The organism is Pseudomonas sp. R76 (assembly GCF_009834565.1).
In the GTDB taxonomy this organism is placed as follows: domain Bacteria; phylum Pseudomonadota; class Gammaproteobacteria; order Pseudomonadales; family Pseudomonadaceae; genus Aquipseudomonas.
Window position 1 is genome coordinate 3,784,369 of the sequence record NZ_CP019428.1, and the last position, 22,473, is coordinate 3,806,841.

Annotated in this window: 12 protein-coding genes; 5 read left to right on the forward strand and 7 right to left on the reverse strand. The window is 59.8% G+C overall.

Annotated features, from left to right (window positions below; all coding sequences use genetic code 11):
* Positions 1 to 73: 73 nt before the first annotated feature.
* Positions 74 to 505: a hypothetical protein gene (locus PspR76_RS16915; protein WP_237235672.1), complete on the forward strand. Its 432-nt coding sequence runs from the start codon at positions 74 to 76 to the stop codon at positions 503 to 505.
* A gap of 12 nt (positions 506 to 517) precedes the next feature.
* Here the strand turns inward: PspR76_RS16915 and PspR76_RS16920 are convergent, their stop codons facing one another.
* The 7 genes from PspR76_RS16920 to tpx form a co-directional block, all read right to left on the reverse strand.
* On the reverse strand, positions 518 to 1,264 hold the full coding sequence (locus PspR76_RS16920) for an SDR family oxidoreductase (RefSeq protein ID WP_159957053.1): 747 nt from the start codon (positions 1,262 to 1,264) through the stop codon (positions 518 to 520).
* Positions 1,265 to 1,318: 54 nt separating this feature from the next.
* Positions 1,319 to 3,415: a putative bifunctional diguanylate cyclase/phosphodiesterase gene (locus PspR76_RS16925; protein WP_159957055.1), complete on the reverse strand. Its 2,097-nt coding sequence runs from the start codon at positions 3,413 to 3,415 to the stop codon at positions 1,319 to 1,321.
* Between the two features lie 345 nt (positions 3,416 to 3,760).
* Positions 3,761 to 5,236 carry an efflux transporter outer membrane subunit gene (locus PspR76_RS16930; protein ID WP_159957057.1) on the reverse strand — a complete coding sequence of 492 codons (1,476 nt, stop codon included), beginning with the start codon at positions 5,234 to 5,236 and terminating at the stop codon, positions 3,761 to 3,763.
* Positions 5,233 to 8,340: an efflux RND transporter permease subunit gene (locus PspR76_RS16935; RefSeq protein ID WP_159957059.1), complete on the reverse strand. Its 3,108-nt coding sequence runs from the start codon at positions 8,338 to 8,340 to the stop codon at positions 5,233 to 5,235. The genes PspR76_RS16930 and PspR76_RS16935 overlap by 4 nt, the downstream gene beginning before the upstream one ends.
* Complete coding sequence (locus PspR76_RS16940) at positions 8,337 to 11,438, reverse strand: MdtB/MuxB family multidrug efflux RND transporter permease subunit (RefSeq protein ID WP_159957061.1); 3,102 nt, start codon at positions 11,436 to 11,438, stop codon at positions 8,337 to 8,339. The genes PspR76_RS16935 and PspR76_RS16940 overlap by 4 nt, the downstream gene beginning before the upstream one ends.
* Positions 11,435 to 12,739 (reverse strand): MdtA/MuxA family multidrug efflux RND transporter periplasmic adaptor subunit, encoded by a 1,305-nt coding sequence (locus PspR76_RS16945; RefSeq protein WP_159957063.1) that lies wholly within the window; start codon positions 12,737 to 12,739, stop codon positions 11,435 to 11,437. The genes PspR76_RS16940 and PspR76_RS16945 overlap by 4 nt, the downstream gene beginning before the upstream one ends.
* A 230-nt stretch (positions 12,740 to 12,969) precedes the next feature.
* Positions 12,970 to 13,470, reverse strand: coding sequence for a thiol peroxidase (tpx, locus tag PspR76_RS16950; RefSeq protein ID WP_159957065.1), 501 nt, complete (start codon positions 13,468 to 13,470; stop codon positions 12,970 to 12,972).
* 172 nt (positions 13,471 to 13,642) lie between these two features.
* Between tpx and PspR76_RS16955 the strand changes: the two genes are divergently transcribed.
* The 4 genes from PspR76_RS16955 (at position 13,643) to PspR76_RS16970 (ending at position 22,374) form a co-directional block, all read left to right on the forward strand.
* Positions 13,643 to 14,932 (forward strand): glycosyltransferase, encoded by a 1,290-nt coding sequence (locus PspR76_RS16955; protein ID WP_159957067.1) that lies wholly within the window; start codon positions 13,643 to 13,645, stop codon positions 14,930 to 14,932.
* Between the two features lie 72 nt (positions 14,933 to 15,004).
* Complete coding sequence (locus PspR76_RS16960; RefSeq protein ID WP_159957069.1) at positions 15,005 to 15,910, forward strand: AraC family transcriptional regulator; 906 nt, start codon at positions 15,005 to 15,007, stop codon at positions 15,908 to 15,910.
* 166 nt (positions 15,911 to 16,076) lie between these two features.
* The gene (locus tag PspR76_RS16965; protein WP_159957071.1) at positions 16,077 to 17,381 is read left to right on the forward strand and encodes a hypothetical protein; all 1,305 of its coding nucleotides are present in this window, start codon (positions 16,077 to 16,079) and stop codon (positions 17,379 to 17,381) included.
* Between the two features lie 307 nt (positions 17,382 to 17,688).
* Positions 17,689 to 22,374, forward strand: coding sequence for a dermonecrotic toxin domain-containing protein (locus tag PspR76_RS16970; protein ID WP_159957073.1), 4,686 nt, complete (start codon positions 17,689 to 17,691; stop codon positions 22,372 to 22,374).
* Positions 22,375 to 22,473: the final 99 nt, after the last annotated feature.

Genomic DNA, 22,473 nt, shown 5'->3' on the forward strand with positions numbered 1-22,473 from the left:
ACTGGAATGTGCGTCTTCTTAGTCAACATTAAGGATTTTTATGAACCCCTTATCGCCCTCAGGTTTTAATCCCTTGCCTGTCCCACCCAACTACATGCGTGCAGCGGAGCAAAATCAAGTGCGCGAAATGACCGGCCCCATGGGCCGGCCATCCGGCGACCACCGCTCGGCAGAACGGATTATCGAGCAAAGCTCGGTCATGAAACGCTTCCTGGAAGGCCGCGATCATTACCACGTGGGTGAAGACCTCAAAAAGCAGGTCGGTGACTGGACGGATGCCAACCCCGATCCGCAAGCCAGGGCCGATGCGGCCTACGACCTCGACAAAGTACTGCGCTTTATCGATAACGTGGACGACCGAACCCTGAACGCCAGCCATAGCCGCAATGGCTATATAGACGGGTTTTCCGAAGACGGCTTTGGCAACCGGGACAACTCGGAAGCCTCGCTGCTCCAGCAGTTTTCCTGGCACGGCTATGAAACGCTGCGCCATCTGCCAACCTGATCAGGCGACACGTTAACGACCGCCGCCCAAATCCAGGAATGTACCCGTGGCATACGAAGCCTTGTCCGACAGCAACCAGATAATCGCTTCCGCCACTTCATCCGGGCGCCCGCCACGGGCCATGGGAATACCCGATTCCAGTTTGCTGACGCGGTGCGGGTCGCCGCTGAGGGCGTGGAAGTCGGTAAAGATGTAGCCAGGGCGCACGGCGTTGACGCGAATGCCCTCACCCGCCACCTCTTTCGACAGGCCAAGGGTGAAGGTGTCCAACGCGCCCTTGGAGGCTGCATAGTCGACGTATTCGCCCGGCGAACCCAGGCGCGCAGCCACCGACGACACGTTGACGATACTGCCGCCCTGCCCGCCATGTTTGGGCGACATGCGCAGCACCGCGTGCTTGGCGCACAGGATCGGCCCCAGCACATTGGTCTTCAGGATTTTCAGGATGCGGAATTCGGACATCTCATCAACCCGCGATTTTTGCCCGACGGTGCCGGCGTTATTGACCAGCGCGGTGACACGCCCCAGCTCAGCGTCCACGCGGTGGAACAGCGCAATCACCTCATCCTCAATGCTGACGTCCGCACGCACCGCGATCGCCTGGGCACCCAGGCCACGAACCTGCTCCAGCACACGGTGGGCGGCTGCTTCGTCAGACTGATAGTTGATGCAGATGCGGTAACCCTCGCGGGCGGCCAGCAATGCCGTCTCGGCGCCGATACCACGGCTGCCCCCGGTGATGATGACGACTTTGTCCATGCGTGCGGTCTCCTGATTCAACCATTTGTTTAAGGTTGGATCCAAGAATACCCGTCACCCACGGCTTTTGTCAGGCGCTGCTGCAGCTTCGGCCCGCAGGATGTCGGCCATGAATCCGTCGGCCGGCAAGGGATGCCCCAGCAAGTAGCCTTGCAGGGCGTTGCAGCCCAGGCGCGTCAGGAAACTCTGTTGCATATCGGTCTCTACGCCTTCGGCGACGATGCGCAGGCCAAGGGCCTGGCCGAGGGCAACGATGGCCGAGACGATGGCAGCGTCGTCACTGTCGTGTTCCAGGTCGCGGACAAAACCGCGGTCTATCTTCAGTTCGTTGGCCGGCAGGCGCTTGAGGTACATCAGGCTGGAATAGCCGGTGCCGAAATCGTCGATGGACAGGTCGACGCCCATGTCCGACAGCTGCTGCAATACCGTCATGCTCGCGTCGGCATCGCTCATGGCGGTAGTTTCAGTGATTTCCAGGGTCAGGCTATTGGCGGGCAACTGATGGCGGTCGAGCGCTGCGGCGACACTGTTGACCAGCCCGGCATGGCAGAACTGCAATGCCGACAGGTTCACCGCGATGCGCCAGTCTTCATAACCCTGGGCGTACCACAAGCGCATCTGGCGACAGGCTTCATTCAGCACCCACTCGCCGATGGGAATGATCAACCCGGTCTTTTCCGCCACCTCGATAAAGGCGGCCGGCAGCAATAAGCCCTGCTGCGGATGCTCCCAGCGCAACAGCGCCTCGGCACCCACCGGGAGACCGCTGAGCGCGTCGAACTTGGGCTGGTAATACAGCCGCAGTTGATTGTGCTCAAGGGCATTGCGCAGGTCCTGCAACAACTGCAGTTGTTTGCGCGCATTGGTGTTCATTGACACATCAAAGAAGCTGTAGCCGTTCTTGCCCATGCCCTTGGCGTGGTACATCGCGGCGTCGGCATTCATCAACAGTTCCTGAGGGTTGCCGCCGTTGCCGGGGTACAGCGCGATGCCGAGGCTGGCGGAAATCTTCAGCTCATGCTCGGCCACCGTGAACGCCCGGTTGATCAGGCCGACCTGGCGCTCGGCGAGGCCCAAGGCATCGTCCGGCTGGGTCAATTGCACCAGCAACACGAATTCATCACCGCCGATGCGTGCCAGAGTGTCCTGGCTGCGCAGATCCTCGCGCAGACGCAAGCCCACTTCGCGCAGCAATTGGTCACCCATGTGATGACCAAAGGCATCGTTGACCGGTTTAAAGCCGTCCAGGTCAATAAACATCAGGGCAAAGCAGCCGCCCTGCTCGTTCACGGCCTGGATGGCTTGCTGAATGCGGTCGGCGAGCAAGGTGCGATTGGGCAGGCCGGTGAGCATGTCGTGCAGGGCCAGGTGGGTCAGTTCCTGATTGGCCAGGGTCAGGGAGTCGGCGAGCACGGCGGTGCGCGCTTCGAGGCGCGCGTCGAGCAACGAGGTCAGCAGCGCGATGATCAACACCGCCAGGCTGGTGACCAGCACCAGATTGTCCAGGCCCTTGCCGCTGAGCCCCGTCAACGCGGCGCCGCAGAAACTGTTGTCATCAAACTGCGCGGCGGCCATGCCGGTGTAGTGCATGCCCACAATCGCAATGCCCATCACCACGGCTGCGCCACCACGCGCCAGGCGCACGTAAGGTGTGTTGCGACGCAGGTTGAAGGCGATCCACAGCGCAGCGCCGGAGGCCCCGACAGCGATCAGCAACGAAGCACCAAACAGGGTTGGGTCGTAATCGATACCGGGGGTCATGCGCATGGCGGCCATGCCGGTGTAGTGCATGCTGCTGATACCTGCCCCCATGATCAGCGCGCCAAACGCCAGCTGCCATGCCGGCAGACGGGGTTGGCTGACCAGCCATAAGGCGAAGCCGCTGGACAACACGGCAATCAGTAGCGACAGCGCGGTGATGCCCAGGTCAAACCCGAGGGCAAATGGCAGGCGCAAGGCCAACATGCCAATAAAGTGCATCGACCAGACACCGACGCCCATCGCCAATGCACCGCCCGCGATCCACCCATAGACGGCGCGGCCTTTGGCGGTCGCGATGCGGCCGGCCAGATCCAGCGCGGTGTAAGACGCCAGGATCGCGACGAAGAGGGAAATCACCACCAGGGAGGGGGAATAACTACCGATCAGCATGGGGTTTCTCAGAACTGACGGGCGTGGAACGCCCGTGCCAGATGGCAAAGCGCGCGATTGTAGCGAGAATAATTATTGGGCAGTTGATTAATTATCACAGGGCCATTAGTGGCGTTTTGACGCCAATCTAATGACTGGGAAATGTTGGGGGTGGGACTGTTCCCTGAGGCTGTACTCAATCAAATGTGGGAGCTGGCTTGCCTGCGATGGCATCACCGCAATGCACCGGACGAACCGAGGTGTCTGCATCGCAGGCAAGCCAGCTCCCACAGTTGGATCTCAGTACATCAAGTAGATGTGCTTGCCCTGCTTTTGCTTCAACCACTCAGGTCGATAGGCACTCGGTCATTTCTTCTGCGCCAGAGCAGTCTGCCCATCCCAACCACCACCCAACGCTGCAATCAACTGCACACTCGCCACCAACCGTGTCTGCAGCAACGTCAGCACCGTGCGCTCGTTACTCAGCGCCGTCGCCTGCACCGTCACCACATCCAGATAAGCAATCAGCCCCGCCTTGTACTGGTTTTCGGTCAACCGCAGCGACTCCCGCGCCGCCTCCAAGGCTTCATTGCTCACCACCGCCTCATCTTCCAGTACCTTCAACTGCACCATGTAGTTTTCCACTTCACGGAAACCATCCAGCACCGTCTGGCGATACTTCGCCACCGTCTCATCGTAGGACGCCACCGTCCGATCAACCTCCGCCGACCGCTGCCCGCCGTCGAACAAGGTCATCGCCAACTTCGGCCCCACCGACCAGAAGCGATTCGGCAAGCTGATCCAATCGGCATAGGTGCTGCTGGAATACCCACCCGCCAAACTCAAGGTCAAATCCGGATAATAAGCCGCCTTGGCCACACCGATATTCGCGTTCGCGGCAATCACCGAACGCTCAGCCGAGGCGATGTCCGGACGACGTTCCAGCAATTGCGACGGCAGGCTCACAGGAATCTGTGGCAACGCCGGGATGTCCTTGCTCACCGCCAAGTTGAAATTGGCCGGTGCCTCACCGATCAACACCGCAATCGCGTTCTCCAACTGGGCCCGCTGCCAGATCAGATCGATCAGGCTCGCCTGGGTGGTCTTGAGCTGGGTTTGCGCCTGGGCAATCGCGTCTTTGCCGGAGACGCCGGCGCGGTATTGGTTTTCAGTCATTTTCAGCGAGCGCTGATAGGTGTCCAGCGTGGCCTGCAACAACCGGGTCTGTTCATCCATGACCCGCAGTTGCAGATAGTCCTGCACCAGTTCCGATTGCTGGCTCAAACGCATCGCCGCCAGGTCCGCCGAGCTGGCCTCGGCCGTGGCTTCATTGGCTTCCAGACCACGGCGCAATTTGCCCCACACATCCGCCTCCCAACTCACGCCCAATTGCGCGTTGAGGGTGTCGCGGATACCGCTGCTGGAACTGCTGAGGCTCGCGTTACTGCTGCCCGTGCCTTGGCTGGCGCGGGTTTTCCCGGCGCTCAGGTCCACCGTGGGGAAAAATGCACCGCGCGCGCTGCGCACCTGGGCCTGGGCCTGGCGAAAACGTGCTTCGGCCTGGGCCACGGTCTGGTTGGAAGTGTTCAGACGCGTGACCAGGTCATTCAACTGGCGATCGCCGTACAACTCCCACCAGGCGCCACGCGCCAGCGAATCACTGGGTGTCGCCTGAGTCCAGCCCTGGGCCTCCTTGAACTGCGCCGGTTCGATCACGTCCGGCCGTTTGTAATCGGGGCCGATGGCGCAAGCGCTGAGCAAAGCCCCACACAGCACCAGGCTGGCGACACGGGAGCCACGGGGCATGCTCATGGCCAATTTGGCAAGCGTTGAATCGGTCATAGTGCAGTGTCCAAGGCAGCATCGGTACGCACACCGCGCCAAGCGTTGAAGCGGTGGCGCGCGCGGTCAAGATAGAGGTAAACCACCGGGGTGGTGTAAAGGGTCAGGATCTGGCTGAACACCAGGCCGCCGATAATGGTCAGGCCCAGGGGCTGGCGCATTTCTGCGCCGTCGCCCGAGCCGAGCAGCAACGGCAAGGCGCCGAGGATGGCGGCGAGCGTGGTCATCAGGATCGGGCGCAGCCGCAACAGGCAGGCGCTGCGAATCGATTCCAGCGGGCTCATGCCGTCGTGGCGCTCCAACTGCAGCGCCAGGTCGATCATCAGGATCGCGTTCTTCTTCACCACCCCGATCAGCAGGAACAGCCCCAGCAACGAGATCAGGCTGAACTCGCCGCCCAGCAGGTAGATCGAGAGCAACGCGCCGACACCGGCCGACGGCAAGGTCGAAAGAATGGTCAGCGGGTGAATGTAGCTTTCATACAGAATGCCCAGCACCAGGTACACCGCCACCAGCGCGCCGAGGATCATGAACGGCTGGCCTTTCTGGGTTGCCGCAAACGCATCGGCGGTGCCGGCCATTTTGGCGATCACATCTTCAGGCAAGCCCACCTTGGCAATCGCCCGTTCGATGGCGGCCGTGCCCTGCTCTACCGTCACCCCGGGCGACATGTCGAAGGCAATGTTTTCCGAGGCGAATTGGCCTTCATGGCTGACGCGATCGTCAGCCAGGCTGTTTTCGTAATGGGCAATGGTCGACAACGGCACCCGCGCACCGGTGGAGGTAATCACCTGCATCTGGTTCAGGGTAATCGGGTCCTGGGCGTATTTCGGGTTGACCTCCATCACCACCTGGTATTGGTTGAGGCTGTCATAGATGGTCGAAATCTGCCGCTGGCTGTAGGCGTTGTTCAGCACTGCCGTGACCATGCTCATGTCGATGCCCAGGCGCTTGGCCTGGTCGCGGTCGACCACCAGCGTCACCTGCGCCGCACCACGGCCTTCGCGCGCGTCGATGGCGGTCAGCTCCGGCAATTCGCGCAAGGCAGCGACCACTTTCGGATACCACAGGCGCAACGCCGCCAGGTCGCCGCTTTGCAGAATGTACGAATACTGCGCACTGGTCTGGTCGCGGCTGCCGCCAAATTGCAGGTCCTGGTCGGCCATCAGGAACAGACGCCCGCCCGGCACCAGCGGCACTTCCTTGCGGATGCGCTCGATCACCGCCTGGGCCGAGAGCTTACGCTCGGCGATCGGCTTGAGGCGCACCAGCATCACGGCGTTGTTGGTGCCGTTGTTGCCGCCAATAAAGCCGGCCACGCTGAGCACCGCCGGGTCCTTGAGCACCGCCTTGCGGAAGGTCTCCATCTTTGGCTGCATCACGTTGAATGACAGCCCGTCATCACCGCGCACAAAACCGATCAACTGGCCGGTGTCCTGCTGCGGCATGAAGGTTTTCGGCACCACCACGTACAGCGCGATGTTCACGCCCACGGTGAGCAACAGGCTCAGCAGGGTCAGGCGCCGATGGCGCAGTACCCAGTCCAGGCTGGTCGCGTAGACCGCGACCATGCGCTCGTTGATTCTGTGGCTCCAGCGCTGCAAACCGGTCATGCGGCCTTTGACGTGCGGCTTGAGCCAGCGCGCGCAAAGCATCGGGGTCAAGGTCAGCGACACGATCAGCGAGACGATGATCGCCGCCGACAAGGTGATGGAAAACTCGCGGAACAGGTTGGTAACGATACCGCCCATAAACAGGATGGACAGGAACACCGCCACCAGCGACACGTTCATCGACAACAAGGTAAAGCCGACTTCCTGCGCCCCCAGGTAGGCCGCCTTCATCGGCGGCACGCCATCGTCGATGTGTCGGGAAATGTTCTCCAGCACCACGATGGCATCGTCCACCACCAGGCCGGTGGCCAGGATCAGCGCCATCAGCGAGAAGTTGTTCAACGAGAAGCCGAACAGGTACATCACCGCAAAGGTGCCCACCAGCGACACCGGCACCGCCAGGGTCGGGATCAGGGACGCGCGGAAGTTGCCCAGGAACAGGTACACCACCAGCACCACCAGGGCCACGGCAATCAGCAAGGTCATCTCGGCTTCATGCAAGGTGGCGGTGATCACTGGCGAACGGTCCATGGCCAGGTTGAGCTTGACGCTGGACGGCAACACCGCCTGTAACGCCGGCAACTGTGCCTTGATCTGCCGGACCGTCTCGATGATGTTGGCGCCGGACTGGCGGTTGATCACCAGCAGCACCGCCGCGTCATTGTTGAAAAAGCCGCTGTTATAGCGGTCTTCCACGCCGTCGCTGATCTTGGCCACGTCGCCCAGGCGCAAGGCGGCGCCGTTCTGGTAACGAATCAGCAGCGGCTCGTAATCCTTGGCCTTTTCCAGTTGGTCGTTGGCCTGGATCTGCCAGTTGCGCTCGCTGTCTTCAAGAGAGCCTTTGGGCCGGCGCTGGTTGGCGTTGGCGATGGTGTTGCGCACGTCGTCGAGGGCCACGCCGTACTGGTCGAGGGCCTTGGGCTCCAGCTCGATGCGTACCGCCGGCAAGGAGCTGCCGCCGATCTGCACTTCACCCACGCCCGGCACCTGGGACAGGCTCTGCGAAAGGATGGTCGAGGCCAAGTCGTACAACTCGCCCTTTTGCAGCACGTCGGAGGTCAGCGACAGCACCATGATCGGTGCCTGGGACGGGTTGATCTTCTTGTAGGTCGGCATGCTGCGCATGCCGCTGGGCAGCAGGTTGCGCGAGGCGTTGATGGCTGCCTGCACTTCGCGGGCCGCGCCGTTGATATCACGGTCGGAGTCGAACGCCAGGATCACCCGCGTCGAGCCCTGGCTCGATGAACTGCTCATGGTGGTGATGCCGGAAATCGCGCCGAACGAACGCTCCAGCGGCGTGGCCACGGTGGACGCCATCACTTCTGGGCTGGCACCGGGCAAGCTGGCCGACACTACGATTACCGGGAAGTCGATCTGCGGCAGCGGCGACACCGGCAGCAAATTGAAGCTGACGCCACCGAGCAGCATGATCGCCAGGCTCAGCAGCATGGTCGCTACCGGCCGGCGAATGAACGGTCCGGACAGGTTCATGACTCAACCGGCTCCAGGCTTTGCGGCTCTTTGCGCCAACGACGGCCCAAACGGTCGAAGTACAGGTAGATCACTGGCGTCGTGAACAGGGTCAGTACCTGGCTCACCAGCAACCCGCCGACCATCACCAGGCCCAACGGCTGGCGCAACTCGGCGCCGGAGCCGGTGGCCAACATCAGCGGCACCGCACCGAACAAGGCTGCCAGGGTGGTCATCAGGATGGGCCGGAAACGCAACAGCGCGGCTTGATAGATCGCCGTCTGCGGGTCGAGGCCCTGGTTGCGTTCGGCGTCGAGGGCGAAGTCGATCATCATGATCGCGTTCTTCTTCACGATACCGATCAGCAGGATGATGCCGATGATCGCGATCATGCCCAGGTCATTGCCGCTGAGCAGCAACGCCAGCAAGGCGCCCACCGCTGCCGACGGCAAGGTCGAGAGGATGGTGATCGGGTGGATATAACTCTCGTAGAGCACGCCGAGCACGATGTACATGGTCACCACCGCCGCCAGGATCAGCAGCAAGGTGCTCGACAGCGACGCCTCAAATGCCTGCGCCGCGCCCTGGAACTGGGTCTGCACGCCAACCGGCATGCCGATGTCTTTCTGGGTCTGGTTGATCAGCTTCACGCCTTTGCCCAGCGCGACGCCGGGGGCCAGGTTGAACGACATCATCACCGCCGGGAACTGGCCGATGTGCGCAATCGCCAACTGCGCCTGGCGCTGCTCCACATGGGCCAGGCTCGACAGGCGCACCTGGCCGCCGTCGGTGGTTTTCACATGAATCTGGTTCAGCGCAGCGGGCCCGAGGGTTTCACCGGACTGGGCCTGCAGCACCACGCGGTACTGGCTGGCCTGGGTGTAGATGGTGGAAATCTGCCGTTGGCCGAAAGCGTCGTACAGCGCATCGGTGATGGTCGACACACTCACGCCCAGGCGCGAAGCCGCATCACGGTCGATCACCAGGAACACTTGCAGGCCTTTGTCCTGCAGGTCGCTGGCGACGTCGGTGAGTTCCGGCAACCGGCTGAGGGCGTGTACCAGTTTGTCGCTCCACAGCGCCAGCAACTCGGCGTCGGGCGACGACATGCTGAACTGGTACTGGGTGCGACTCACGCGGTCTTCGATGGTCAGGTCCTGCACCGGCTGCATGAACAGGCGAATACCCACCAGCTTGTCGATTTGTGGCTGCAGCCGCGTAATCACCTGGGCCGCGCTCAAGTCGCGCTGGCCGTGGGCCTTGAGGTTGATCAACAAACGCCCGCTGTTGAGGGTGGCGTTATCGCCATCCACGCCAATATAGGACGACAGGCTTTCCACCGCCGGGTCAGCCAGGATGACCTTGGCCAACTCCTGTTGACGCTGGCTCATGGCCGCAAACGAAATCGACTGCGGCGCCTCGGAAATACCCTGGATCACGCCGGTGTCCTGCACCGGGAAAAAGCCCTTGGGCACCACCAGATACAGCACCACGGTCAGGCCCAGGGTCGCGATAGCCACCAGCAAGGTCAGCGGCTGGTGCTTGAGCACCCACTGCAACATGCTTGCGTAACGCGCGATCAACCAGTCGATCCAGGCGCCGCTGGCCTTGTAGAAGCGGCTCTGGTCTTCTTCCTTGGGTTCACGCTTGAGCAACCGCGCGCACATCATTGGCGTCAGGGTCAGCGAGACCACCAGGGAAATCAGAATCGCCACCGCCAGGGTGATGGCGAACTCGCGGAACAGCCGCCCGACCACGTCCGCCATGAACAGCAGCGGGATCAATACCGCGATCAGCGACAAGGTCAGGGAAATCAGGGTAAAGCCGATCTGCTTGGCGCCCTTGAGCGCAGCATTGAGCGGCGTCTCGCCCTCCTCGATGTACCGCGAAATGTTCTCCAGCATCACGATGGCATCGTCCACCACAAACCCGGTGGCGATGGTCAGGGCCATCAGCGTCAGGTTGTTGATGGAGAAACCCGCCAGGTACATCACGCCAAAGGTGCCGATCAGCGACAGCGGTACGGCAATCGACGGAATGATGGTCGCGCTGACACGGCGCAGGAACAGGAACGTCACCATCACCACCAAGGCGATGGCGATGAGCAATTCGTGTTGCACATCGGTGACCGACGCGCGGATGGTCTGGGTACGGTCGGTGAGCACCGTCACGTCCAGACCGGCCGGCAGGTTGTCGGTGATGCTTGGCAGCAACGCCTTGATGCGGTCGACCACCTCAATCACGTTGGCGCCCGGCTGGCGCTGGATATTCAGCAGCACGGCCTGGTTTTCATTGGCCCAGGCGGCGAGCCGCTCGTTTTCGGCGCCGTCGACAATCTGTGCCACGTCTTTAAGGCGCAACGGTGCGCCGTTGTTGTAGGCCAGGATCAATTCGGCGTATTGCTGGGGCGAAACCAACTGGTCGTTGGCGTCGAGCATCGACACCCGCGTCGGGCCGTCGAAGTTGCCCTTGGGCTGGTTGACGTTGGACGCCGCGATCAAGGTGCGCACGTCCGACAGGTTCAAGCCATTGGCGGCCAGGGCCTCGGGGTTGACCTTGATGCGCACGGCCTGGCGCTGGCCACCGGCGATGCTGACCATGCCGACGCCACTGATCTGCGCGATTTTTTGCGCCATGCGCGTGTCCACCAAGTCATTCAACTTGGGCAGCAACATGGTCTTGGAGGTAATCGCCAGGGTCAATACCGGGGTGTCTGCCGGGTTGACCTTGTTGTACACCGGCGGCGCCGGTAAATCCTTGGGCAGCAGGTTGGTCGCGGCGTTGATCGCGGCCTGCACCTGTTGCTCGGCGACATCCATATTGATGTCGAGGTTGAACCGCAGCGTGAGCACCGACGCGCCGCCCGAGCTGGTGGACGCCATCTGGGTCAGACCGGGCATTTGCCCGAACTGACGCTCAAGCGGCGCCGTCACCGCGCTGGTCATCACGTCCGGGCTGGCGCCGGGGTACAGGGTCATCACCCGGATGGTCGGGTAATCCACCTGGGGCAAGGCCGAAACCGGCAGCAAGCGATAGGAAATGATACCGGCCAAGACAATGGCCAGCATGCTCAGCGTGGTGGCAACCGGGCGAAGGATAAACAGCCGCGACAGGTTCATGACCCGACCTTTTGCGCCTTGCCGGCGTTAGCGCCGGTCTCCCCTTTTGCGGCGGGCTTGCCTTGCAGGTGTTCGGTCGGCGTGGTCGGCACTTCGCTGCTGTCGTTGACCACTTCGATGTCGCTGCCGTCCTTCAAGCGGTCGGTGCCTTCCAGTACCACGCGGTCGCCGGCGGCCAGGCCTTCCTTGATCACGGTGTTGTCGCCATCGGTATCGCCGACTACCAGCGGCTGGACCTTGACCTTCTTGTCGCCATCGAGCTTGTAGACAAAGGTGCCGTTGTTGCCGAACTGGATTGCAGCGGACGGCGCCAGCACCACGTTGTGCAAGGTGTCGGCGAGCAGGTGCACGTTGACGAACTGGTTGGGGAACAGCGCCTGGTCCTTGTTATCGAAACGGCCCTTGAATTTCAGGGTGCCGGTGGTCACGTCGATCTGGTTGTCCAGGCTCTGCAGCACACCGACGGCCTGTATCTTCGCGTCGCCACGGTCCCAGGCTTCCACCGGCAGCTTGTTGCCGGCGTGGTAACGGGTGAGCACGGTGTCGAGCGTATTTTCCGGCAGGGTGAAGACCACGCTGATCGGCTGGGTCTGGGTGATCACCGCCAGGAAGGTGGTGTCGTTGGCAGCCACCAGGTTGCCGACGTCGACCTGGCGCAGGCCAACGCGGCCGCTGATCGGCGCACGGATCTTGGTGAATTCGAGGTTGAGCTTGGCATCGTCCACCGCACCCTGGTTGGTCTTGACCGTGCCCTGGTATTGCAGGACCAGCGCTTCGGCGGTGTCCAGGGTCTGCTTGGCAATACTGTCCTGGGCATACAGGTCGCGGTAACGCTGCACATCGACCTGGGCGTTTTTCAACTGCGCCTGGTTCTGCATCAGCGTGCCCTGGGCCTGGAGCAAGGCGTTCTGGTAGCTGCGCGGGTCGATTTCCGCCAGCAGGTCGCCGGCCTTGACCATCTGCCCTTCTTCAAAGGCGATCTTCACCAGCTCACCGCCGACCCGGCTGCGTACATTGATGGTGTTGAGCGCGGTCACCGTGCCCAACGCCTTGTAGTACACCGGGAACTCACCCGTAACCGCCGGCGCCACACGCACCGGAATCGGGCCGGTAGAGCCACCGAAACCCGGGCGCATCATCCCCGACTTACCGGCGTGCCCGGCCGGTTTCTTCTCGGCGGCATCCTTATGGCTGCCAGGCCAGAATTTCCAGCACAGGCCGGCGATAACCAGCAGCACGATCAGGCCGAACAGCCAGCGGCGGGAGTTGCGGGGGGAGGATTGCATGGAGTGATCAACCATTGGGCGCGAGAGCCTCTACTTTGGGAGGCTGAAAGATAAGCACTGGGGCGCATTAAGAAAAGCGCCTTTACCGGCTATTTACCTTGGACTTACAACTTTTAACTTCTGAGCTTAGTCCGTCCGCTATTTCGCTAAACCGCTGACGCCAAATGAAAACGGCCTGGACTAGGCCAGGCCGCAATCATCTATCAAGCGTGTTACTGCGAAAAGACAGTAATGCGCTGAAACAGTTACTTCAAAACAGCCAGGGCTGCTTCGTAGTTCGGCTCTTGACCGATTTCGCTGACCAGTTCGCTGTGCAGCACTTTGTTGTGTTCGTCCAGTACTACCACGGCACGGGCGGTCAGGCCCTGCAGCGGGCCTTCAGCGATAGACACACCGTAGTCAACGGCGAAGTCGGCGTTGCGGAAATCCGACAGGCTCAGCACGTTGTCCAGACCTTCGGTGCCGCAGAAACGCTTCTGGGCAAACGGCAGGTCGGAGGAGATGCACAGCACGACGGTGTTGTTGACGTCGTTGGCCTGGGCGTTGAACTTGCGTACCGAGGTCGCGCAGGTTGGGGTGTCAACGCTTGGGAAGATGTTCAACACTTTGCGCTTGCCGGCGAAGGTTTCCAGAGTTGCTTCGGACAGATCAACGGTGGTCAGGGCGAACTCTGGGGCGGTGGAACCGGTTTTCGGCAATTCGCCTTCAACCTGGACAGGGTTACCACGAAGGGTGACTTGAGCCATGAACGGAATCCTTATGCTGGGTTTGATTAAAACGAATTCGAGAGGCAGAAGTTAACCACAAACTGCCGTGGCTACCTATGGCCGAACGTAAATTGTCCTGCCGGCGCCTTGTTAACGGCGGCTATGGTTTAATTGCGCGCTTTTCACCCAGCCCTCAAGGAATCCGTTGTTGATGAATCAGCCCGCCACTAAAGTCCTGGTCATTGGTTATGTCTGGCCGGAACCCCGCTCCTCGGCCGCCGGCGGGCACATGATGCAGATTCTTGAGACGTTTCTGACACAAGGTTGGGACGTTACCTTCGCAAGCCCCGCGACCGTTGGCGAACACAAGGCCGACTTGCCGGCACTGGGCATCCATGAGTGCGCCATCGAACTCAATAACAGCAGCTTCGATGATTTTATCCGCGAGCTGGCCCCGGATATCGTGCTGTTCGACCGTTTCATGATGGAGGAACAGTTCGGCTGGCGCGTCGAAAAACACTGCCCCGACGCCCTGCGTGTGCTGGAGACCTGCGACCTGCAAAGCCTGCGCGACGCGCGCCAGCAGCGCCTCAAGGAGCATCTCAAGGCACACCCTCACAGCGACGACTTCAGCGCACTGTTCGCCCCGGCGCTGGTGGAAGAATTCCAGTTGATGGCCGACACGGACGTGGCCAAGCGCGAGATCGCGGCGATTTTACGCTGCGACATCAACTTGATGATCTCCGACGTCGAAGCCCGGCTGCTCACCGAACAGTTCAAGGTGCCCGCCGCCCTGCTCCACTGGTGCCCGCTGATGCTGACGCCACCGGCCGAGGCCTTCGCACCCTTTGAAGACCGTGCACACTTTCTCAGCATCGGCAATTTCCGCCACGCGCCCAACTGGGACGCAGTGTTATGGATGAAAAACAGCCTCTGGCCGTTGATCCGCCAGCAATTGCCCGGCGCCCAACTGCATATCTACGGTTCCTACACGCCGCCCAAGGCCACTGCCCTGCACAACCCCGCCCAGGGTTTTCACATCATGAACTGGGCCGAAGACGCGTTGCAGGTGATGAGCGCCGCGCGTATCTGCCTGGCGCCGCTGCGTTTTGGTGCCGGCATCAAGGGCAAACTGGCGGATGCCATGCTCTGCGGCACGCCGAACATCACCACCCCGATTGGCGCCGAAGGCATGGGCGATGAGCAGCCGTGGCCGGGTGCAATCGAGCACAGCGCCCAGGCGCTGGCCGCCGCTGCCGTGGCGTTGTATCAGGACCCGATTCGCTGGGCCCAGGCCCAGGAAGACGGCCGCCAGTTGCTTGCCCGTCGCTACGACCACGCGATCCACGGCCCGGCGCTGATTGAATGCCTGGAGCAGTGCCGCCGTAATCTTGCCGCCCATCGCCGGGACAACTTCATCGGCAGCATGCTGCGACATCACGCGCACAAGAGTACGCAGTACATGTCGCAGTGGATCGAGGCGAAAAACCGCAGCGTATAAACACCGGCGCTGGCGAGGTCGCGCGCAAGGGGGCATTATCCTACGCAGCAACCACAATAAAGCGACGGCAGCATGACCCGAGCAACGCGAATCACCGACCCTTCCTACGAGCTGATGGACGATCACAACGGTCTGTCCATCATTTATCGCCAACACGGCTTCCCCTGCCCGTTGGTGCGCTGGCACTTCCACAAGGAATACGAGCTGCACTTGATCGTCGCCAGCGCAGGCAAGGTGTTTATCGGCGACTACATCGGCAACTTCTACCCGCAAAGCCTGTTCCTCACCGGCCCTAACCTGCCCCACAACTGGATCAGCCAGGTAGAGGAAGATGAAGTGGTGCCCAAGCGCGACATGCTGGTGAATTTTACCGACGAGTTGTTTGAGGGCGGCAGCCAGATCTTCACCGAACTCAAGACCCTGGCGCCGCTGCTGGAACGCGCGCAATACGGCATCGAATTTCGCTGCAAAAAAACCATCGCCCAAGCCATGACCTTGATGCAACGCATCGAAGACGCCCAAGGCATGGCGCGCCTGGGGCACTTTTTTATTCTGCTGGAAGTATTGAGCGCGTGTGAGGACTACCAGTTGTTGTCCGGCGTGACCACGCCGCAATTGGCCGATGAACACAGTATTGATCGCACCAACCGCGCAGTGGACTACATATTTGCCCATTACGCTCGCGAGCTGTCGCTGGAAGAGGTCGCTGAATACCTGGGCATGAAGCCGACCTATTTTTCCCGTGTGTTCAAACAGGCTACCGGCCGCACGTTTATCGAGTTTGTGAATCGCCTGCGCATCAGCAAGTCCTGCGAATTGCTGGCGGACGGCGACAAGGCGGTGACCGACGTGTGCTTCGAGTCCGGGTTCAACAATATCTCCAACTTCAACCGGCGCTTTCAACAACTCAAGGGCATGACGCCTTCCCACTACCGGCGTCTGGCGGTGCAGCGGCTGACCGAACAAAATCTGGCTTAAGCCTGACAGCGGCGACACACCTCGAACGTAAATCCCCGGCCAAAACGGCACCCTTCCCACGCACCCACAGGAACCCTCTTTCTGTCCCTGCCACTCAGCGAAGGCATCGCCCGATTTCAATCGACGGGTGCTGCCCCTCATTAACGCTAGAGCAAAAGGACACCCCATGATCAATGGCCTGCCACAACCCATTATTGCCCCCACCCCGCAACCTGCCGAGCCGAAGCAGCCGCTCAATCAGCGGGAACACACCCCCAACCCGCCAAGCGCGCCCAATCCGCCAATACAGGATCAGGCAAAACCCTCTGACCAAACCGCCGCCGCATCGGGCGCGCTCAATAGCTTGTTGCGCCTGCGCCTGGATCCGCGGAAACCGCCAAGCACTGCACTGATGCACACGTTCGCCGATTCGGTGGTTAAACACGCTGACCATGAACAGGCCAGTAGTGTCGCCAGAAGGTTGATGGACCTGCGGCAAGCGGTTGACTCCGGTAATCCAACACGCTGGGATAAAATTGCGAATGTTATGCCTGAATCGACCTTCGGCCGGTTGTGGGCCAAGTTCGATCAAGCCGTGGTATCGGAACCGTTCAAGTCCTATGCCGAAAAAAACAATATCAATCTGGACGACATGGTCGTTCACCCCAATGGAACGATTACCAATTTTAGCGGCAAACCACCCAGGACCTGGGATGCGAACGCAAGCGCCGAATCAAAAGCCGCTACGGCAGCCGTTATCGCCGCCGCCAAAGACCTCGTGGGGCCTTACCAGGACGCGCTCAACCCTCCCGTTGGGATAGGCTACTTAGCCTACGAATCAGATGTGACATCGATCGCTACCATGGCCCAGTTCTACGGCTTGCCTGTGGACACCACCAACAGCGATTCCATGACGGCCGCCATCGGCCAACTGTTACGCGAACAGACGTTCCCGAGTTTAAGCAGTAACGACCCACGCGATACGCCCATCAAGCAGCTCCAACAGGCGGCCGTGCAACGCATTGAGCAGCTTGAGGAGGAACCGCTCAACGCGCTTCTTGCCACGTTCGAACCTAAAGGTGGCGTCCCTAGATTCAAAACCCCCGATCAGGCGTTGCAAGCGCTGTGCGCGCAAGCACTGGCAAAATTGCTTCCAGGTATGGGAAAGCACGAGTCACCACTCATGCTCGACAACATTCCTGAGGGCTCTTCATTCAGCCGGATTCACAAAAAAACCAAGGCAACGTTGGAAGAGGTCATGGACTTTTACAAAGAAAGCATGCCCGCCCAATATCAGGCGCCAGAACACCAATGGGAGAAAAAGAATCGCGATTCCTTATTGACCAAAATTAGACAGTTGAACAGTGGCCTAGGCTTCCCCGCAGCACTCTCCCATCAAATTTCTTTACTCGGTAAGAGATACGACGCACCACCGTCGCCACTTGAAACGCTGGTGCAAGCGGTTAAAGCGGCCAAGTCAACGCCACAGTAAGCCAGTCACATCAGATTGGAACGAATGGGCAGGCCTTGCCTGACCCAAAGGGGAAACAGTCACTGCGCTTGAACGGCAGGGCTTTTCCCCTGATTGTGGGTGAACCCGTGCCTCACCGCGCTGCATCCTACCGAACCCATTGCCTGCCCCACCTCACACCCTGCAATACCAGGAGGTGAACTTCTACCCTCTTAAAACCAATCATCCTACGGTTAAACGATAAGTTTCCAAGACGCGTATTCGCCAAGTACGCACTTAAAACTACAGCCTATAAGTCAGCTGTCGTACCGCCCAGGAAGATACTCTGATGAAAATCGAACCCTTACGCTATAGCCTGCTCCCCTCTTTTACACCCGCCACTCAAACCCAGTCCGAAATATCCTCTATTGAGCATGCACGGCCCAAACGCGCCAGTTCGGTGGTGGATCTGGAAACAAAAAAAGCCGCCACCACGCTGATCAGAGCAGGCGACGCCGCCCTCTCCTCTTTGCATAGCGCTGCAATGATGGATGAAGTGATGACTAAACCCACTTCCAAGTCTCTGCCGGTGCAGAGCTCGGTTATTTCCGATTTTCCTCCGGTCTCAACGTTCGGTAGAGCCTGGGCTCAGCTTACCCATGCGATTCAAAGCGAACCTTTTGCAAGTTTCGCAAGCAAACACAAAATTGACACTTCAACACTCAAAATAAACACGCAGTCAGGCTGGGTTATTGATTGCATTGCAAACGGCAAACGTGCCTCTTTCACCACCTATGATGAAGGCTATGAGCAGGCCACGGCTGCCGTTACCGCCGCCGCTCGAGCGTTCAACTCGCCGCCTAAATCATCGGTTCTGTATACCGGCGCAAACCGTGCCGAGACCGATGTAATCGGCAACTTCTACGACGTGCGCCAAGACGGCACACAGGCGAACGCGCTCCGCTTGATCACCGAGCAGCAACATCACCTCACCTTCGACTCGCTGCGTGAGCCTGACTCCAAGGCACCCGAGTTCAACCCTGCGACTTATTCGCGCATCCGAGAGCGCCAACGCGAAGCGATAGACGATTTTGCCGGGGAAATCGCATTAAAACCCGAGCTTCTCTCCCCATCGCAGCGCACGCCCAAACCGTGGGTTGAGGACGCAGATCGGGAAATGGCCAGAATGTACAGCGGTGCCTTGTTGAGCCGGCGGCCCGAAATGGCGGCATACGGCAAAGGCCCGCGCACTGGCTTTTCATTCTCGGAAATACCTGAATACTCAACCCTGGGGCAACACCTGCGTAACGCGCAGGTGCCGCCTGGCAAAGACGCGCAGATCAGCCTCGCCGAGATAAGTGAGTTTTACGCTGAGCCGGCCCCCAGCGACCTTACGTTGGTGGGCACCCTTACACACGCGTCAAGGCTCACTCGCGATGGCTTTCGCGCCTTGAACAAAATCAATCCGCCAACCGATGAACACTTGCGCGCGGTCCAGGCAAAGCAACAAGCTGCCATCCAGAGGCTCGAAAACCCAAGCGCCACTGAGGTACCTGCCGCCCCAACGCAAACGCCCACCGCCGCCCTCAACCCCGTGGCTGCGATTGCACGCCGTCAGTTTGCCGGCGAACCCAACCTGTACTCGGTGGTCGCGCGATTGCTCGGCGAGCGGATAAAACAGGCAGCCCCGTCACTGGACGTAGACGTCAACCAGCTCGCCATTGAAACACCCGACCCGGACAACCCAGGGAACGTTAAGCGAACACAATTGATGGCGCTTGCCTTGGACTACCTGGCCGGCGGCGAGGCCCCGAACTTCACCAGCACCGACAGAGAGTTTGACACTCGCCCGGATTTATTTGCCCACACCGGCAACGATCCCGAGGTGCCGCTGCTCCTCGATTTGTCAGCCGTGAGCGCTGTCATAGGGGCGCTGCCGGGCCTTCTGAACTCAGCCTACGAGGCTGATTCGCGCAAGTATTGGGACGAACTGGCGTTCAGCTCGCCGACCAACGCCGACAGCGTCTTCCCCGACAGCCGGCGTACGTTGATCAGTCATATTCTGCGCAGCAACCTGCAACTGGCCAGCATGCAGCAGCCCGGCCTGGATGAGGAACAACGTAAAACCGTGGACATGGTCGTGAGGCATCCCGAAGGCTCGACGCGGCCCGCGCCACTTGACCGCAATTCATCGGGTGCCACCGTCTATACCTTGGGCGTTTCTACGCCGAACATGCTGATTCATCGATACCTGTCGCAATCAAACCGCGACATTCTCTTGCTCGTGGAGCCCAGTGGAAAAATCACCCCCTACGACTCCTGGGATGACGTCGAAAAAGCCGGGCATGTCCATGCAGCACTGACCGACAATATGTTCGACACCCAGGCCAACACCCTCATTAAAAAGCATCAAGGCGACAGCCTGTTCAACCCGCCACCAACCTTTGGCCCAGACAACCCGACGCAAACCAGCACCAAGCTGCCCGACTGGATGAATAATGCCGACGAAGCGCAACGTTTTGTGCTGCACGAGCTCAGCCAGGGGCTGGCAAGCTTCATACAACGTAACAAAGGCCGTGCGTATAACAGCGGCATCCCAGACATCGGCACGTTTGCGCAAGAGCAATTTGACCGGTTGCCCGAAAGCCAAAAGCTGACGCGGCACCACGCCAAGGATCTGAGTGTGGTCTTCCAAATGGGTTACGGGCCGACGGCTTCTGGCAGTAGCTATTACAAAAATGAGAGCCTGACTGAAGTGCTGATTAATAACCTGTCGGGCTTACCGAGTGGCACGCTGGAAGTCTCCAAGCGGGTCAAGGATGAAAACGGCAGAGAAGTCACCTTCAGGGTGCCCGCACTCGAGAAACACGGGGCACTCCAGCAGGTGATTACTGACCTCGACATTGGTAAAACCTACCCCGCTTTACTCAAGGAAAAGCTACTCGACAACCCTGCCGAAATGGCGGAACGCCGATCACTGTTTGTCCAGCAAGTACCCATCGAGATACAGCTCAAGGCGCTGGAACTTGGCATCAAGGGCGAAGCCGGTTTCGACAATACGGGGGTCCGGTATGTGCAGGAGATATTCAAGCCGGGCACAGGCCCCAGGATGGTCGATGGGAACGAAATCGTCATCCGACCGCTGGCCTTTGATAACAAGAGTGACGGTAAAATCGATGTGGTCGAAAGTGCCTACTTGATCGAACGCAAGGACGGCCAAGGCCCGACGGTTGTCTATCGCCCGCTCAACGGCAATGCCCCACTCCTGCAACATCCTAGTCGCCAGGCCCTGCTGGAAGCCATACAGACGCCAGGCGAGCTGCAAAGCTATATCATCCCCTGGTTTGCTGAAGCAAAAGCGCGAGAGACCTACAGCGGTAAAGGTACTACACACCCTAACTTCGTGGCCTTCGGGTTGAATTTTGGGTCCATTCCCTACAACGAGACCATCCCCTTGGCCATGGATACCCGACTGGAGCAAACGCTGCAGGAAGGGAAGTTGCTGGAGCACCTGTACCAGGCCAATGCGCAAAATTTGATCAGCCTGGCCGAGCAACAATCGACATCCGACGCAGAAAGCCGCTGGGCGACTCTCAAGACCGGGGGGTTCCTGTTACTCAATTCAGTACTGCCGGCACTGCGCGGCCCCGGCGCCGTACTCGGCTATGTGCTGCAGGCAGGGGGCGTTATCAATGACCTGGAGGTTCTGAGTGATGAGCGCTCGCAGGGCAAAGACGCGGCGCTGGCCGATCTGTTGGTCAACCTGGCGTCCTTATTGGCCCATTTCAAGATCCGGTCACAGCCCGAGCCATCCACTGCCCAGTCAGCCAGGCCTGTAATCGGCCGCGGCCCGTTGGTGACTGCCGTTCCCGGCCGCAGCCTGTTGGTGGATGACGTGGCAGCACCCACTCCACCCTCGAATAACCGCATAGTCCTCGGGGGGCCAGCGAATATCAAACCCATTGCCGGCGACATTCAAGTCTTTGAGGACACCTACAACGGCAAGCCACGCCTCAACATCATTGGCCACGGTAAGAAACCGCCGAGTGGACAACCTACACGCATCGAAGGAGAAGATGGCAAACGTTACGGGGCAGAAGATATTGACCAGGAGTTGTTGGCGCGTGGCATAGACATTCGAGACTATAAGGACGTGCGGCTATTAACCTGCTACTCCGCCAGCGGGGGTGAACAGTCCCTTGCGGCGGAACTGAGTGCACGCACGAACGTGCGTGTTAAAGGTTTTGAGCAGGAAATCATTACAGACTACTACGGCGTTGACGATGAAGATCCATTCAAAATCTACGAAAACGCCGCGGCGTATTACCAGGAAAACTATCCAAACCTCAGTGTCCGTGACGTCCACCGCCTGGCCGAAACAGAACTGAACCACAGGCTTGCTGGGCGTGATATCCAATTTAATGTCCGCAAAGATGACGGCGCAGAGATTGAGGTAAATATCGGCAGTGACGAAAAGCCTCTGATCTATAAAACCAGGGTCGACTATCAACCGCGCACCTTTGGTAAACCGAAAATCAAACCTGTGCCGGTAAAGCCAATTGAAGTAGAGATGGGTTACTCGCATACCGTTGAAGACGCGCGCACCGTACTGGAGACTCGCAGCTTGACGGATTGCTCCGCACTCGCGGTGCTGACTGATCTGAAAGACGGGGTGTATCAAAACCGCACGTTGATGCACCTGAAAGGTAGCTATCTGGCGTTCGCTTTAGAACGCCAAGACGCTTACGAAGAACTGCAGAGGCTGAATGAGTCGTTGGCCAATGGCGGAAAGGTGATATTCGTAGCCGGTGTCAATTCAAGCTCTACGTCAGGGTTGGGGGATATATTGGGGCAAACGCACCAGGGCGAAAAACCGCTGCTGGATATCCTCACGAAGCCGGGCGTCGAAGCCACTATCGCCAGCTCTTCGGGGGTTGACATCAACCCGGATGGCACCTTCAAGTTGATTGAAGGCACAGGCAAGGGCGTGTTCGACAAAGCCATGACCCAGGAATTACTCGACCGCGCCCGTTGATCCAGCCCGTCTGCCACCCGCAGTAGCTGTTTGGAGCGACTACTGCGGGGTTTGAAGAGTGCAAAAAAGTATCAGTCCCAGTGCGCCCAAGGATTTGTC